Here is a 14,188-nt window from a genome sequence, read left to right as displayed (position 1 = left end):
ACCCAAGGTAGATACGGCCAGCCTGGTTCATCTCTATCGCTGGCATTGGAGGACCACCATGATCACTTCACTACGCTCACTTATGTTTATCGCTGTCACAACCCTGTCGTTGGTTTCGACAGGTCTGTTCAATAGTGCAAGCGCCGCCACGGCCGAGGATCTGGAAAAAGAGTCCCGGCAGGCCTTGCAAATGCTCTACAAGACTCAACCATTTGCCGAAACCCTATCCCACAGTGCCAAAGCTGTACTGGTATTTCCCAAAGTCGTCAAAGCAGGCTTGGTGTTTGGTGGCAGTTATGGCGAGGGGGTGATGCTCAGTGGCCCGAAAGTGGACGGTTACTACAACTCGGTGACCGGTTCATGGGGACTGCAGGCCGGCGCCCAGTCTTATGCCTATGCGGTGTTCCTGGTGACTGACAAAGCGGTCAACTATGTCCGTACAACCAAGGGTTGGGAGCTCGGTGTAGGCCCCACCGTTGTCCTGGCTAACCAGGGGCTCTCGAAAAACCTGTCGACCTCGACCTTGAAGGACGATGCCTACGCGTTTGTCTTTGACCAGGAGGGCCTGATGGCGGGCGTCAGCATCGAAGGTACCAAGATTTCGCTGATCAAACGTTGAATCGAGGCGGACATCGGGAAAGTGTCGGTAGCCTGGTCTATAGCAATGCAGTGATGATCGACAAACGGGGTTGGCGAAACGCTGTTCAAATCAACCTTTCCCAGACGTCCCTATTGGCCAACTCCGTATCGGTCGCGTGTATTGAACGGCCACTGATAGGACTTAGTTCATAAGTACCGCCGGCCTCACAGACTGCCAAATAGCGCACGCCACTTGATTTGTGAAGGTAGCGTAGCAGTGGATGACACTGTGCATTGATACGTCGTACCAGAGCTGAATCAGTCATGGCGTTCATGATTAGACCTGCTGCAGCGATGGCTGCTCTGTTGTTGTTTTTATTCTGTGCTGTCTCGCGGCAATATTCTGTACGCCATCCCACACAGTGCAAACTATCACTTTATGACTCCCCTTTCTGAGTCTATGTGCACTAGCGCACAGACCCACTCCGTCCATTCCTTGCAATCTGGCAGTACATGCATTGGTTCGAGTACGAACCAAGGAGTATTGATCATGAAATTCATTTATTCAGTGAGGTTTTCAAGGCTCGCCTTGGCCCTGTTGATGGGTGTATCTCCCGTGGTGCTGTCTGCAGCCAACAATGAACCGGTCGACATGTCGGCGGTACAATTGGAACCGCATGAGCAGAATGGAATCCGCTATGTGGCAGGTGGCATTGGCCAGGATGAGTCAAAGGCCCTGTTGCAGACCCAGGGCTACAACCTTCATCTCGTCTTTTCAACGGGGTCGGGCAACAAGTACCTGAGCGATGTCGACGTACTGATCCAGAGCGAAAAAGGTGACGCCCTATTGTCGCTGAACCAAGTGGGTCCCATTCTCTACGTTCAATTGCCGGCGAACAAATACCGGGTAGTGGCAAAGGCCAATGGACATGAAGAGCGCCGCACCGTTGCCCTCAACGGTAAATCTATCGATACGGTGAACATACACTGGAGCGATTAAGGGCATGCTGACGCTGGCCCGCGGCTATTCGTCGGCAGGCGGCAATGGCTCACTGGGTAACAGGCGGTCGGTTTCCTTTTTGACCACGGCATAGCACTCGCAACTCAGTTGCTCAAGCGCGGCCCTGTCCAACACCGTGATGTGGCCGCGGCTGTATTCGATAACGCCCAGGCGTTGCAGCTTGCCAGCGGCATCGGTCACGCCTTCGCGGCGGACACCGAGCATATTGGCGATCAACTCCTGGGTCATGGTCAGTTGATTGTCCTGCAGGCGGTCGAGAGACAACAGCAACCAGCGGCACAGTTGTTGATCGATGGAGTGGTGCCGGTTGCAGACCGCGGTCTGGGCCATCTGTGTAATCAGCGCCTGGGTATAGCGCAGCATCAACTGGAGCATCTCCCCGTGGCGGTTGAACTCGTCCTTGAGCCGCTGGCAGGGTAATCGGTAGGCATGTCCTGCACTCTGGACAATGGCCCGGCTGGGCGTACTTTCCCCGCCCATGAAAACAGCGATACCGATCAAGCCCTCATTGCCGACCACGGAAATCTCCGCCGAGGCACCGTCCTCCATCACATACAACAGGGAAACGATGGAGTCCGTGGGGAAATAGACATGGTGCAGGGTATCGCCGGATTCGTAGAGCACCTCGCCCAGCGGCAAGGGGATCAATTCGAGGTAGGGCAGCAAGCGCTCCAGCGATTGCGCGGGAAGGGCCGCCAGAAGATGGTTCTGTTGTGGTTTGGGAACATCGAGCATATCCGCCACCTCTCCAGGAGAAGTACCCCAACTACTAAAGATTAGGCCAACGTACGCTGTGTGCGTTACCGCACACAGCCGCTCATCGGGTTTTGGGACTGTCGAGACGTTGATTGCAACGGAGAGAGACTGCCCCCGTCAGCCTTTGAGCAGGTGCCGAATACGTACAGGCTTTCCAGCGATCTGAAAGCGCCGGGCGGCTGATTCGATTTTCAACTCTGCGCGAGTGACTCTACCGTGATGGCGTAGATGATCGTGCCAGGACTCGTCAAAAAACAGCTCTATCCACAGCTGCGGATTTTCGGTGTCCTGCATCAACTGCCAGGAAAAAGAACCGTTGCGGTGGCGCATTCTGCGCACTTCTTCCATGGCCTCCTTGAAGGCATCGGCATCCGCCGTGCCAATCTCATACTCGAGCGTGATCATGACGGGCCCACGTTCACCATCAGCGTCGACATTGATCAACGGTTGAGGCCAATGCAGCGAAGGGGCCAGGTCTTCCGCACTCAGCGCAGGCAATTTGACCCACCAGCCCACCCCTACTCCCGCCATCATGATGACAGCGGCAAAGCTCAGCGATATCGAGATCGAAAGCCAGCTGGCGATCAGGCCCCACATCAAACCGCCCAGGGCCATGCTGCCAAAGAACGTCAGAATGTAGACCGCCAACGCCCTGGCCCTTACCCACGCCGGTACCGATGTTTGCGCAGACACCTGGAGGCTGGACAATACCGCGATCCAGGCAGCCCCACTGACGAGCATCACCGGAATAAGCAGATAGAAATCCTGAATCCATGCCAAGGCCAGCAGTACTGCCGCATAGATAAGGCTGGCCAACGTCATCAGCCGATTGACAGCCATCAGACGACGAATTCGGGGTAGAAACATTGCACCCGCGACCGCCCCGATCCCGACGCAACCGAGCAGGATCCCAAATTGCTCGGCGCTGCCCTTCAGCTCACCTCGCACGATCAGTGGAAGCAAGGACATACCGGCGCTTGCCCCCAGAAAGAAAGCCAGGGCGCGCACCAGAACTCGCTGCAGGTGCCGTGAACTACGGGCATGACGCCAACCCACACGTATCGCGCCAAACAGGCGTTCTGCCGGCAATACGCTCTGTTGTGGCGTGCGATGCCACAAGGCGAGCACCGCGATAACGCCAAAGAAGGACAGGGCATTGACGGCAAAGGTCGCCCATGGCCCTACCAGGCTGATGATGATACCGGCGATGGCCGGTCCGAGTGCCCGGGCAACGTTGACCCCCACGCTGCTAAGCGATATCGCGGCGGGCAGATCACTGGCTGGAACCAACTCAGGTGTCAACGCTGACCACGCCGGCATGGTCAGCGCCGTTCCAATCCCCATAGCCAGCGTAAACAGGAGTAAAAGCGTAGCGCTCATCAGGCCCGCAAAGGTGATCAAGGCGAGCGCAAGTGCAACGACGGCCATCCCTGCCTGGACAACCAACAGGTAACGTCGTTTGTCGACGATGTCGGCCAGCGCGCCAGCGGGTAGCGCCAGGAGGAACATGGGAGCGGCACCCGCTACTTGTACCAGAGACACCATGAAAGGGCTGGCCGACAAGGAGGTCATCAGCCAGCCGGCACCGACTTCATGCATCCACGTCCCTATGTTGGAGGCAATGCTGGCGAGCCACAGACTGCGAAACAGTCCATGGCGAAGCGGTTGCCAGGCCGAAATCGGGGCCTGCTCTTTAGTCATCGTACCCACCCTTTCCCCCTACAGTTTGCTCAGGAGCGGCCAACGATGTGACAGACCCGTACCCAAGGCCAATCTCCCAGATCCGCCGACAAGGATCGTCGAGAAAATGATCAGCAGCAGCCAGGCGAACTGGCCCTCGGCCAGGCTCCACTCGGGATGCACCCAGATGACCGATACCACCAGCAAAAATAGAACAGGCAGTGTCGCAAGACGCGTCAGAAGCCCCACTGCGATGAATATCGGACAAAACACTTCCGCAAAAATGGCCAGGGACAAGGTCAACCGAGCCCCCATGCCAAACGGGTCTTCGATCAACCCCAGTTCGTGCTCAAAATTGAGAAGCTTGGGCAATCCATGCACCAGCAACAGCATCAGTACACCGGTGATGCGTAGCCAACACAGCGCCACATCCGGTGCAGTCGTCGTATTCCTATCAGATGTGGACATGTTCCATGGCCTCCCAACGCTTACCTGAGTGCGCCTCTTCCCTCAACAAGGAAGAGGCGCGATACAGATCAGTGACCTTCCGATGCGTTGAACATGGTCTTGGCATAAATCAAACCAAGACCATAACCGCCACCGTGAGTGATAGCGGTTTTCACCGTCTCGTTATAGGTGTCACCGCGAGCCCAGTCACGCTGCAGTTCCAGGAGGTATTGAAGCGAGGTCATCGGACGCGCACCGGCTTGAATCATGCGTTCGATAGCGCGCTCATGGGCCTCGTCTGAAACGTCACCACACGCATCGCAAATGACGTAGACCTCGAAGCCTTGTTCGAGAGCCGAGATCGCGGGTCCAACGATGCAGACGGAGGTCCAGAGGCCGGCAAGAACAATGCGGTTGCGACCGATCTTGTTCACGGCGACGGCGATACGCTCGTCCTCCCAGGTATTCATGCTGGTCCGATCGATCAGCTCCTGGCCGGCGAAAACCGAAGTAATCTCTTCAAACATCGGGCCCGAAAAACTTTTTTCGGCGACGGTGGTAAGAATGGCAGGAACACCAAATTCCTTCGCTGCTTTCGAGATCAGCGCAGCGTTGTTACGGAGTGAGACAGCGTCGATGGATTTGGTCGCAAATGCCATCTGTGACTGAAAGTCGATCAAGATCAGGGCGTGGTTGCTCGGATCAATCAGGCCTTTGCCTGGTGCTGCTTTTGCGGTTGCCATAACACTTCTCCAGATAGATTTGAGAGGTGCTATTTTCGGCGGCGCTGGAGCAGAGCGATTGTATGGGTGTGCGAATCTTGAAAATGGCTGCCGAGAACATTGCTTTCGCCAAGTATCAGGAGGCTTGACCACCCACCGGCATCAGGCCCCCGCTTCGACTGCGGGGCGCCGTTGTATTCAACGCCCGTCTTCGGTCCGATCCAGCCGTTCACGCAGGAACTCGATCAGCGCCTGCACCGGCCGCGAGCCCTGACGATGCTGCGGATAGACCGCCGATAACGTCAACGGCTCAGGGCGGAAGTTGTCCAGCACCTGCACCAACCGCCCGTCCTTCAAGGCCGACCCGACAATGAAGGTCGGCAAATAGGTAATGCCCATGCCGGAGATGGCCGCATCCTTGAGCAATTCACCGTTGTTGACCCGCATCCTTCCGGTGACGTTCACGGTCAATGGTTTGCCCTGCCCTTCGAAACGCCATTGCACCTGACGACCGTGGCCGTAAGGCAGGCAGTCATGACTATGCAAATCCTCAGGGTTGACCGGCGTACCGCGCTCGGCCAGGTAGGCCGGGCTGGCGCAGTACACCCGGTGGATGGAAGCGAGGCGTCGGGCGATCAGTGTCGAATCTTCCAGCACGCCGATGCGCAATGCCAGGTCGTAGCCCTCACTGAGCAAGTCCACCGGACGATCACTCAAGTCCACTTCCACCGCGACGTCGCGATAGCGCTGCAAAAACACCGGCAGCAGACAACCCAAGTGCGCCACCGCGAACGACAGCGGTGCGCTCAAGCGAATGGTGCCGCGAGGCTCGCTGGTCTGCCCGGCGATCCCCTGCTCCACTTGCTCGACTTCGCTGAGCAGGCGCAAGGCCGACTCGTAATAACTCTGTCCCAAGGGGGTGACGTCCAGCCGCCGGGTCGAGCGATTGAGCAGCCGTACACCCAGGCGCTCTTCCAGTTGCATCAGGCGTCGGCTGACGAATTGCTTGGACAGCCCCAACTGATCGGCCGCCGCCGTGAAGCTGCCGGAGTCCATGACCTGGCAAAAAATACGCATGTCTTCGAATGGGTTCATTGTCACTCTCTGGTTGACAGTTAAACGCTTTATAGCCGCTTTTTCACTTTCAGGCACCTTATTAATCTGTGCTCACGGTGTTGCTGAGGCCTGAACCCCAGTGCCACAGCAGCCCAATCCCAAGGCATAAAAACTCAAACGATTGAAAAAGGAATTGACCATGAGCATCAAGAGAACCCTCACCGCCTCCCTCCTCGCCCTGTCCATCGGCAACGCTTTCGCCGCCGGTAGCCCCGGTGTCGAACACAACACCCAGGCCTTCCTCGAAGCCCTCGCCGCCGGCGGTGGCAAACCGCTGGAACAACTGAGCCCTAAAGACGCCCGCGCGGTGCTGACCGGTGCCCAGGCCTCGGTGAAGGTCGATCTGTCCGGTGTTGAAGTCAGCGACAAGGCGATCCAGGTCGACGGCCAGACGATCAACCTGAAAGTGGTGCGCCCGGCCAAGGCCAAGGGCGAATTGCCGGTGTTCATGTTCTTCCACGGGGGCGGCTGGGTGCTGGGCGACTTCCCGACCCACCAACGCTTGATTCGTGATCTGGTGGTGGGCTCCGGGGCCGTTGCCGTGTACGTCGATTACACCCCGTCGCCGGAAGCGCACTACCCGACCGCGATCAACCAGGCCTACGCCGCCACGAAATGGGTGGCCGAGCACGGCAAGGACATCGGTGTCGACGGCAAGCGTCTGGCGGTGGCCGGCAACAGTGTCGGCGGCAACATGGCGGCGGTGGTGGCGTTGAAGGCCAAGGAACAGAACACCCCGGCCCTGCGCTTCCAGTTGCTGATGTGGCCGGTGACCAACGCCGGGTTCGATAACGGCTCGTACCAGCAGTTCGCCGAAGGCCACTTCCTGACCAAAGGCATGATGCAGTGGTTCTGGGACAACTACACCACCAACCCGGCCGAGCGCGCGCAGATCCATGCCTCACCCTTGAATGCCAGCGCCGAACAGCTCAAGGGCCTGCCCGCCGCGCTGGTGCAGACCGCAGAATTCGACGTGCTGCGTGACGAAGGCGAAGGCTACGCCCGCCACCTCGACGCCGCCGGCGTGCCGGTGACCTCGGTGCGCTACAACGGGATGATCCATGACTTCGGCCTGCTCAATCCGCTGAGTCAGATACCTGAAGTGAAGGCAGCCGTGCGACAAGCGGCGGCTGAGCTCAAGACGCATCTGAACTGAGTCAAACCTCTCGCCACACCCCAGGGTGTGGCGAGTTTTTTTGCCTGCCGGAATGCCGTTTATTGGGGGGGGGGGGTTGCAAAAACGCTGGACGAAAAAATGCCCGCACATCGGCGGGCATTTTTTCAGCCAATCACTTGGCAGTGAACTTGGTGTAGCTGTTGATCAGGTTGCGATAGTTCGGCAGGCGCTGGGACAGCAGATTCGCCAGACCTTCCATGTCATTGCGCCAGTCCACTTGCAGCTCGCAGGCCACCGCGAACCAGTTCAACAGATGCGCACCGGCGGCCGACATCCGCGCCCACGCCGCTTGTTGCACGGTGGTGTTGAAGGTGCCGGAAGCATCGGTGACCACGAATACCTCAAACCCTTCGGCAATCGCCGACAGGGTCGGGAATGCCACGCACACGTCAGTCACCACACCGGCGATGATCAGTTGCTTGCGGCCGGTGGCCTTGACGGCTTTGACGAAGTCTTCGTTGTCCCAGGCGTTGATCTGGCCAGGGCGGGCAATGAACGGCGCTTCCGGGAATTGCTCTTTGAGTTCCGGCACGATCGGGCCGTTCGGGCCGCTGTCGAAACTGGTGGTGAGGATGGTCGGCAGCTTGAAGAACTTGGCGATGTCGCCCAGCGCCAGGACGTTGTTCTTGAACTCGTTGGGTGAGAAATCCTGCACCAGCGAGATCAGACCGGTCTGGTGGTCAACCAACAGCACAACAGCATCGTCTTTGTTCAGGCGCTTGTAAGGAACGTTGCTCATGTGAAACTCCTCGGTGGATGGTTATTGCAGGGAGCGCCGGTCACGAAGGCCGGCGCTTTTTTCGGAATCAGAAGGCGAAGCAGGAGCAGCCGAACGCGCCCCAGAAACCGGCGAAATCGCTGACCGGCGCATTCGACAGGCGCGCCTTCTCATGGCTGTGCGTATGCACCGCGCACGGGCCGCTGCACTGGTGCACCTGGGCCTGCAACGGCGAATTCGGGCGCCAGTGGCCGGGAACTTTCAGCACCGGCGACCAGTCCGGCAGCACCGGCACGCTGGCCGGCCCGAGTTTTTCGAAGTCGCCGGCGGCGTACACCACCTTGCCGCCGACCACCGTCAGCACCGACTCGATCCACTTGATCGCTTCTTCCTCGACGCTGAAGAAGTCCGCGCTCAACGCCGCCAGGTCCGCCAGCTGCCCGACCTTGATCTGGCCCTTCTTGCCCTGTTCGGACGAGAACCAGGCGCTGCCGTGGGTGAACAGTTCCAGCGCGGTGGTGCGCGGCAAGCCTTCCTCGTACAACGCCAGACCACCGACGGTGCGGCCGCTGACCATCCAGTACAGCGAGGTCCACGGGTTGTAGCTGGAAACTCGTGTGGCGTCGGTGCCCGCACCGACCGGCACGCCCTCGGCGAGCATGCGTTTGATCGGCGGTGTGGCTTCGGCGGCTTTGCTGCCGTAACGGTCGACGAAGTATTCCCCCTGGAACGCCATGCGGTCCTGAATCGCGATGCCGCCACCCAGCGCCCTCACCCGCTCGATGTTCTGCGGGGTGATGGTTTCAGCGTGGTCGAAGAACCACGGCAAGCCGTTGAACGGAATGTCGCGATTGACCTTCTCGAACACATCGAGCATGCGGCTGATGGATTCGTTGTAAGTGGCGTGCAGGCGGAACGGCCAGCGATGCTCGACCAAGTGGCGAACCACCGGTTCCAGTTCCTGTTCCATGGTCTGCGGCAGGTCCGGACGGGGTTCGAGGAAGTCCTCGAAATCCGCCGCCGAAAACACCAGCATTTCACCGGCGCCGTTGTGGCGCAGGAAGTCATCGCCCTGATGCAGGGTGACGCTGCTGGTCCAGTTCTTGAAGTCGGTCAGCTCTTCCTTGGGCTTCTGGGTGAACAGGTTATAAGCAATGCGGACCGTCAGTTGCTGGTCCTTGGCCAACTGCTCGATCACCGCGTAATCGTCCGGGTAATTCTGGAAACCACCACCGGCATCGATGGCGCTGGTCAGGCCCAGACGATTGAGTTCACGCATGAACTGACGGGTCGAGTTGACCTGGTATTCCAGCGGCAACTTCGGCCCTTTGGCCAAGGTCGAGTAAAGAATCATCGCGTTCGGACGTGCCACCAACATACCGGTCGGATTGCCGTTGGCGTCGCGCACAATCTCGCCACCCGGCGGGTTCGGCGTGTCGCGCGTGTAACCGGCGACCTTGAGCGCTGCGCGGTTGAGCAAGGCGCGGTCGTACAGGTGCAGAACGAACACCGGCGTATCCGGCGCAGCCTGGTTGAGTTCATCAATCGTCGGCATGCGTTTTTCGGCGAACTGGAATTCGTTCCAGCCGCCGACCACGCGCACCCATTGCGGCGTCGGCGTGCGGTCGGCCTGGTCCTTGAGCATGCGCAAGGCATCGGCCAGGGACGGCACGCCTTCCCAGCGCAGTTCGAGGTTGTAGTTCAAGCCCCCGCGAATCAGGTGCAAGTGCGAGTCGTTGAGCCCTGGGATGACGCAGCGGCCCTTGAGGTCAATGACCTGGGTGCCCGAACCACGCAGGGCCATGGCCTCGGCATCGGTACCCACGGCGACGAAGCGGCCGTTGGTGATCGCCACCGCACTGGCAAGGGGTTTTTCACGGTCAACGGTATGAAATTGGCCATTGAATAGAATCAGATCGGCGTTCATCGGGTTTCCTCAGGCGGAGTGGAATGAGGCTGTCCAGCTTGCAGCCACGGCGCGAACAAGCGCGTTGCCATGGGCATGAACAGGTACACCACCGAAACCACGATGGTCACGGTGATCAGAAACGTGGCAACCACGTAATTGGACAGAAAGGCGTTGAGCTTGAGCAGCGGGCCCCAGATCAGCGGCACCAGCAAGGTATGCGGCAGGATCACCAGCAACGTCACCACGGCCTGCTTCCAGCGCGGCGGTGGCGAAGCGGCATCGGCCTGTGGCGCGAACCAGAATTCCTTGACCGGATTGACCTCGGTCTGGTCCCCATCCGCCAGCATCGGCGCGGCTTCGTTGACCAGCTCCTGTCGTTGCGGCGAATCGAGCCAGCGCTGCATCGCCTCGGTGGAGCAAAAACGCAGCACGCAGGTAAACATGGCCAGGCCGGCGCTCTTGCCGCGAACCACATCCACCCCCAAATGCCCCTCGCTCTGCCCGGCAATACCGACAATCCGTCGCAGCCAGGCTTCATAGGGCACTTCAAAACCGGCCTTGACCCGGTGCTTGACGATCAGGGTCACGACCTCTTCGAAGCCCCGCACCGGGTGGGTGGCTGCAGGGTCGAGTCGATTGGAATCAGGCATGACGAAAGGCTCCGGCGAAACGGAAATTGTGTGCAAGCACAGGTGAACAACCCGCGGCGTCGATGCGCCGGGACTGGATTCGATAATGCCGCTGCGAGGGAGGGGAAAATTGAACGTATGTGCTCTCTTTACGAGCGAACTACCCAGGTGCAGGTAGGTCTGCCAGACGAAAAAACGGCCTCTGTGAAGGCCGTTTTTTCCCCTATGAAGCTGGAATATTCAGGGGTTCGGACATGAACTGGGTAATCCGCGAGCGCAACCATCGCTCCGCCGGATCATTGTCGTGCACCCCGCTCCAGGCCATCGACAACTGTGCCTCATCGATCGGAAACGGCGGATCTTCGGCCCTCAAGGCACAGCCTTCGACCAGCGCGCAAGCGGCGTAGTCGGGAACGGTAGCGATCATCTCAGTCCCGGCGAGCAACGCCCGCAATCCACTGAACTGCGGCACCCCCAACACCACCCGCCGGGTGCGCCCCACCTTGGCCAGATCAAGATCGATGTTGCCGCTCAAATCCCCCGAAAACGACACCATCGCATGGGGCCGCTCGCAGTATTCGTCCAGCGTCAGTGCTCCAGGCCGGTTGTCTGCGCGCAGCACCTTGCAGGGGATATCCCGCAGTTTCTTGCGCTTGGCATTGGCCGGCAGTTCAGTGGTGTAGCTGACCCCGACTGAAATCTCCCCGGACGCCAGCAACGTCGGCATCAGCAGGTAGTTGGCCCGACGCACCACCACAATGATCCCGGGCGCCTCCTCCCGCAGATGGCTCAACAGCGACGGAAACAAGCCAAACTCGGCGTCATCCGACAGACCAATGCGAAACACATCGCAACTGGTCGCCGGATCAAACTCCTTGGCCCGGCTGACCGCCCCGGAGATGGTGTCCATCGCCGGCTGCAGCTCCTTGAGAATCGCCAGCGCCCGCGCCGTCGGCTCCATGCCGCGGCCGTTACGCAGCAGCAACGGATCGTCGAACAGATCACGCAAGCGCCCCAACGCGGCGCTCACGGCCGGCTGCCCCATGAAGAGTTTTTCGGCGACCCGGGTCAGGTTCTTCTCGAACATCAGAGCCTCGAAAATCACCAGCAGGTTCATGTCGACGCGGCGCAGATCGTTACGGTTCATAGGTACGGATCCATTATGTTTTCAGTCAGGCACCAGTCTTTTGGACTTTACTCAATCATGTGCGCTTAACAAGAGGAATTAACAACGTTTAACTCGCAAGCCCGCGCCCTGCACTCAAGAATCAAGCCATCTACGCAAACCTGTTTTTCCAAAAGGGATGATGCAGGCCCACCGTGCCGTGTGTCGGCGCATCCCCATCAACGGATATTTGTCATGGCTCACACTCAGCACTTCGCCACGAAAGCGCAAAAAGCCACCACTGGAGCCCTCACGCCCTGGCGGGAAAGCCTGGTCAAGCAATTGATTCTCGACCGCCTCAGCGAACCCCTGGAAGTCACTGAACTGGCCCGGGCTTGCGCGATGTCCCGCAGCCATTTCTCCCGCACCTTCAAGTGCAGCACGGGCCTGTCCCCCCAGGACTGGATTCGTTGCCAGCGCATCGCCCGGGCCAAGCAACTGATCCTGGACACCGACCTGACCCTGACGCAAATCAGTCTGGAATGCGGCTTCTGCGATCAGGCGCACTTCTGCCACATTTTCACCCGCAGCGAAGGCATCACGCCTTTCGCCTGGCGCTGTCAGGCGCTGCGATCCGCGCCCCCTATCACAGCACAAGCCGCCCCCTCACCTCTCGCTCAACGTTACGCCCAATAATCAAGCCGAGCGGCATGACCGCTCGTTTCCAGGGATGATAACCGAGCATCACCCCGGCGCCGGAATGCCACTCATGCAGGGGCAGAAAACCGGCGCGGGCCGAACGCCCGCGCCGGGGCCAATCAGGCCCGGAGGAACGCCAGCAGGTCGGCGTTGAGCTGATCCTTGTGCGTATCGGTCAGCCCATGGGGCGCGCCAGGGTAGACGAGCAGTTTCGAGCCCTTGATCAATCTGGCCGAGGCGATGCCGGCAGCTTCGATCGGCACGATCTGGTCAGCGTCGCCATGTACCACCAGGGTCGGCACGTCGAACTTTTTCAGGTCTTCGGTGAAGTCGGTTTCGGAGAACGCCTTGATGCAGTCATAGGTGCTCTTGTGACCGGCGGTCATGCCCTGCATCCAGAACCAGTCGATCATCCCCTGAGAAGGCTTGGCGCCAGGCTGGTTGAAGCCAAAGAACGGCCCGCTGGCGATGTCCTTGTACAGCTGCGAACGGTCCGCCAGGGACGCCTGACGCAAACCGTCGAACACTTCCATCGGCAGGCCGCCTGGATTGGCTTGGGTCTTGAGCATCTGCGGCGGCACGGCGGAAATCAGCCCGGCCTTGGCCACGCGACCGGTGCCGTGTCGACCGATGTAGCGCGCCACTTCGCCGCCGCCGGTGGAGAACCCGAACAGCACCGCGTTCTGCAGATCCAGCCGCTCGATCAACTGCGCGAGGTCGTCGGCATAGGTGTCCATTTCATTGCCGGACCAGGGCTGGCTGGAACGGCCGTGACCACGGCGGTCATGGGCGATGACCCGGTAGCCCTTGGAGGCCAGGAAGATCATCTGCGATTCCCAACTGTCGGCATTCAACGGCCAACCGTGACTGAAGACGACGGGCTGACCGGTGCCCCAGTCCTTGTAGTAGATCTCGGTACCGTCGCGGGTGGTAAATGTGCTCATGGCGATGACTCCTCAGGTAAGACGTCGGGGGTGTTTGGGTGAATCAAACTGATGGCCCCATTCGTTCGGCCAGACGCGCAACCCGCTCGCCCAAGTGCGCGGCGGTATCACGATCTTCGGGGGGTGGCGCATGGTCGGGGGACTGCTCGACATTCGACTGGGCCATGGCGCCCAGGGAGCTGCCCAAGCGATTCAATTGCCCATCGAACACGCCGATGCTGGAACGCGCTGGCAGCAGGTCGAGGCCAACCCAGATCATCGAGTGCTGGGCGGCGAAGACCGCCATCTGCACCAAGGTGTTGAGTTTGTCGCCGCACAGGCAACCGGAATTGGTGAACCCGGCGGCAAGCTTGTCGCGCCAGGGCTGGGCCAGGTAGAACGACCCGGTGAGCTCCATGAACCGTTTAAAAGATGCCGAGGCGCTGCCCATGCAGGTCGGGGCGCCGAAGATAATCGCGTCGGCCTGGTGCAAGCGCTCCCAATGGTCGTCCACTTCCTCGACCGGAATCAGCCGACAGGTACTACCCGGGTGCCGTTCCACCCCCTGGGCCACGGCCTCGGCCATGACCCGCGTATGACCATAGCCACTGTGATAGACCACCGCCACGTTGCTCATTCCGGCATCCTCCTGAAGTGCTGATCCCTTTTGCGGCACGAAACACGAAAGCCGATGCCTGCAGTTGATG

Annotated in this window: 15 protein-coding genes; 4 read left to right on the top strand and 11 right to left on the bottom strand. The window is 59.7% G+C overall.

The window, feature by feature from the left end; genetic code table 11:
• Positions 1 to 58 precede the first annotated feature (58 nt).
• Positions 59 to 619, top strand: coding sequence for a YSC84-related protein (locus NUH87_RS01390; protein ID WP_338524378.1), 561 nt, complete (start codon positions 59 to 61; stop codon positions 617 to 619).
• Between the two features lie 510 nt (positions 620 to 1,129).
• A complete protein-coding gene (locus tag NUH87_RS01385) occupies positions 1,130 to 1,579 on the top strand; it encodes a hypothetical protein (RefSeq protein WP_040068701.1) in 450 nt (149 codons plus the stop codon).
• Positions 1,580 to 1,603: 24 nt separating this feature from the next.
• Here the strand turns inward: NUH87_RS01385 and NUH87_RS01380 are convergent, their stop codons facing one another.
• The 5 genes from NUH87_RS01380 to NUH87_RS01360 all read right to left on the bottom strand — a co-directional run bounded on the left by NUH87_RS01380 (position 1,604) and on the right by NUH87_RS01360 (position 6,300).
• Positions 1,604 to 2,335, bottom strand: a complete 732-nt coding sequence (locus NUH87_RS01380; protein ID WP_338524377.1) for a Crp/Fnr family transcriptional regulator — start codon at positions 2,333 to 2,335, stop codon at positions 1,604 to 1,606.
• 138 nt (positions 2,336 to 2,473) lie between these two features.
• Positions 2,474 to 4,057, bottom strand: a complete 1,584-nt coding sequence (locus tag NUH87_RS01375) for an MFS transporter (RefSeq protein WP_338524376.1) — start codon at positions 4,055 to 4,057, stop codon at positions 2,474 to 2,476.
• An 18-nt stretch (positions 4,058 to 4,075) separates the two neighbouring features.
• Positions 4,076 to 4,504: a DoxX family protein gene (locus tag NUH87_RS01370; protein ID WP_338524375.1), complete on the bottom strand. Its 429-nt coding sequence runs from the start codon at positions 4,502 to 4,504 to the stop codon at positions 4,076 to 4,078.
• A 68-nt stretch (positions 4,505 to 4,572) separates the two neighbouring features.
• Entirely contained in the window at positions 4,573 to 5,226 is a 654-nt protein-coding gene (locus NUH87_RS01365) for a hydrolase (RefSeq protein WP_338524374.1), read from the bottom strand.
• A gap of 177 nt (positions 5,227 to 5,403) precedes the next feature.
• On the bottom strand, positions 5,404 to 6,300 hold the full coding sequence (locus NUH87_RS01360; RefSeq protein WP_338524373.1) for a LysR family transcriptional regulator: 897 nt from the start codon (positions 6,298 to 6,300) through the stop codon (positions 5,404 to 5,406).
• A 160-nt stretch (positions 6,301 to 6,460) separates the two neighbouring features.
• Between NUH87_RS01360 and NUH87_RS01355 the strand changes: the two genes are divergently transcribed.
• Positions 6,461 to 7,477 (top strand): alpha/beta hydrolase, encoded by a 1,017-nt coding sequence (locus NUH87_RS01355; RefSeq protein ID WP_338524372.1) that lies wholly within the window; start codon positions 6,461 to 6,463, stop codon positions 7,475 to 7,477.
• A 133-nt stretch (positions 7,478 to 7,610) separates the two neighbouring features.
• On the opposite strand, the gene ycaC is transcribed toward NUH87_RS01355, so the two are convergent.
• The 4 genes from ycaC to NUH87_RS01335 all read right to left on the bottom strand — a co-directional run bounded on the left by ycaC (position 7,611) and on the right by NUH87_RS01335 (position 11,901).
• Positions 7,611 to 8,237, bottom strand: coding sequence for an isochorismate family cysteine hydrolase YcaC (gene ycaC / locus NUH87_RS01350; protein ID WP_338524371.1), 627 nt, complete (start codon positions 8,235 to 8,237; stop codon positions 7,611 to 7,613).
• A gap of 67 nt (positions 8,238 to 8,304) precedes the next feature.
• Positions 8,305 to 10,143 (bottom strand): amidohydrolase, encoded by a 1,839-nt coding sequence (locus NUH87_RS01345; protein WP_338524370.1) that lies wholly within the window; start codon positions 10,141 to 10,143, stop codon positions 8,305 to 8,307.
• Positions 10,140 to 10,775, bottom strand: a complete 636-nt coding sequence (locus tag NUH87_RS01340) for an antibiotic biosynthesis monooxygenase (RefSeq protein ID WP_338524369.1) — start codon at positions 10,773 to 10,775, stop codon at positions 10,140 to 10,142. Before NUH87_RS01340 ends, NUH87_RS01345 begins: the two co-directional genes overlap by 4 nt.
• 202 nt (positions 10,776 to 10,977) lie before the next feature.
• Complete coding sequence (locus tag NUH87_RS01335; RefSeq protein WP_338524368.1) at positions 10,978 to 11,901, bottom strand: LysR substrate-binding domain-containing protein; 924 nt, start codon at positions 11,899 to 11,901, stop codon at positions 10,978 to 10,980.
• Positions 11,902 to 12,114: 213 nt separating this feature from the next.
• Here NUH87_RS01335 and NUH87_RS01330 point away from each other — a divergent pair, with 213 nt between their 5' ends.
• Positions 12,115 to 12,555 carry an AraC family transcriptional regulator gene (locus NUH87_RS01330; protein ID WP_338524367.1) on the top strand — a complete coding sequence of 147 codons (441 nt, stop codon included), beginning with the start codon at positions 12,115 to 12,117 and terminating at the stop codon, positions 12,553 to 12,555.
• Between the two features lie 122 nt (positions 12,556 to 12,677).
• On the opposite strand, the gene NUH87_RS01325 is transcribed toward NUH87_RS01330, so the two are convergent.
• Positions 12,678 to 13,502, bottom strand: coding sequence for an alpha/beta hydrolase (locus NUH87_RS01325; protein ID WP_338524366.1), 825 nt, complete (start codon positions 13,500 to 13,502; stop codon positions 12,678 to 12,680).
• Positions 13,503 to 13,545: 43 nt separating this feature from the next.
• Positions 13,546 to 14,118: a flavodoxin family protein gene (locus NUH87_RS01320; RefSeq protein ID WP_338524365.1), complete on the bottom strand. Its 573-nt coding sequence runs from the start codon at positions 14,116 to 14,118 to the stop codon at positions 13,546 to 13,548.
• Between the last annotated feature and the right edge of the window lie 70 nt (positions 14,119 to 14,188).

Source organism: Pseudomonas batumici, from assembly GCF_036585405.1.
Classification (GTDB): Bacteria; Pseudomonadota; Gammaproteobacteria; order Pseudomonadales; family Pseudomonadaceae; genus Aquipseudomonas; species Aquipseudomonas batumici.
The sequence above is the reverse complement of the archived record's forward strand: the minus strand, read 5'-3'. Positions and strand labels throughout refer to the sequence as shown.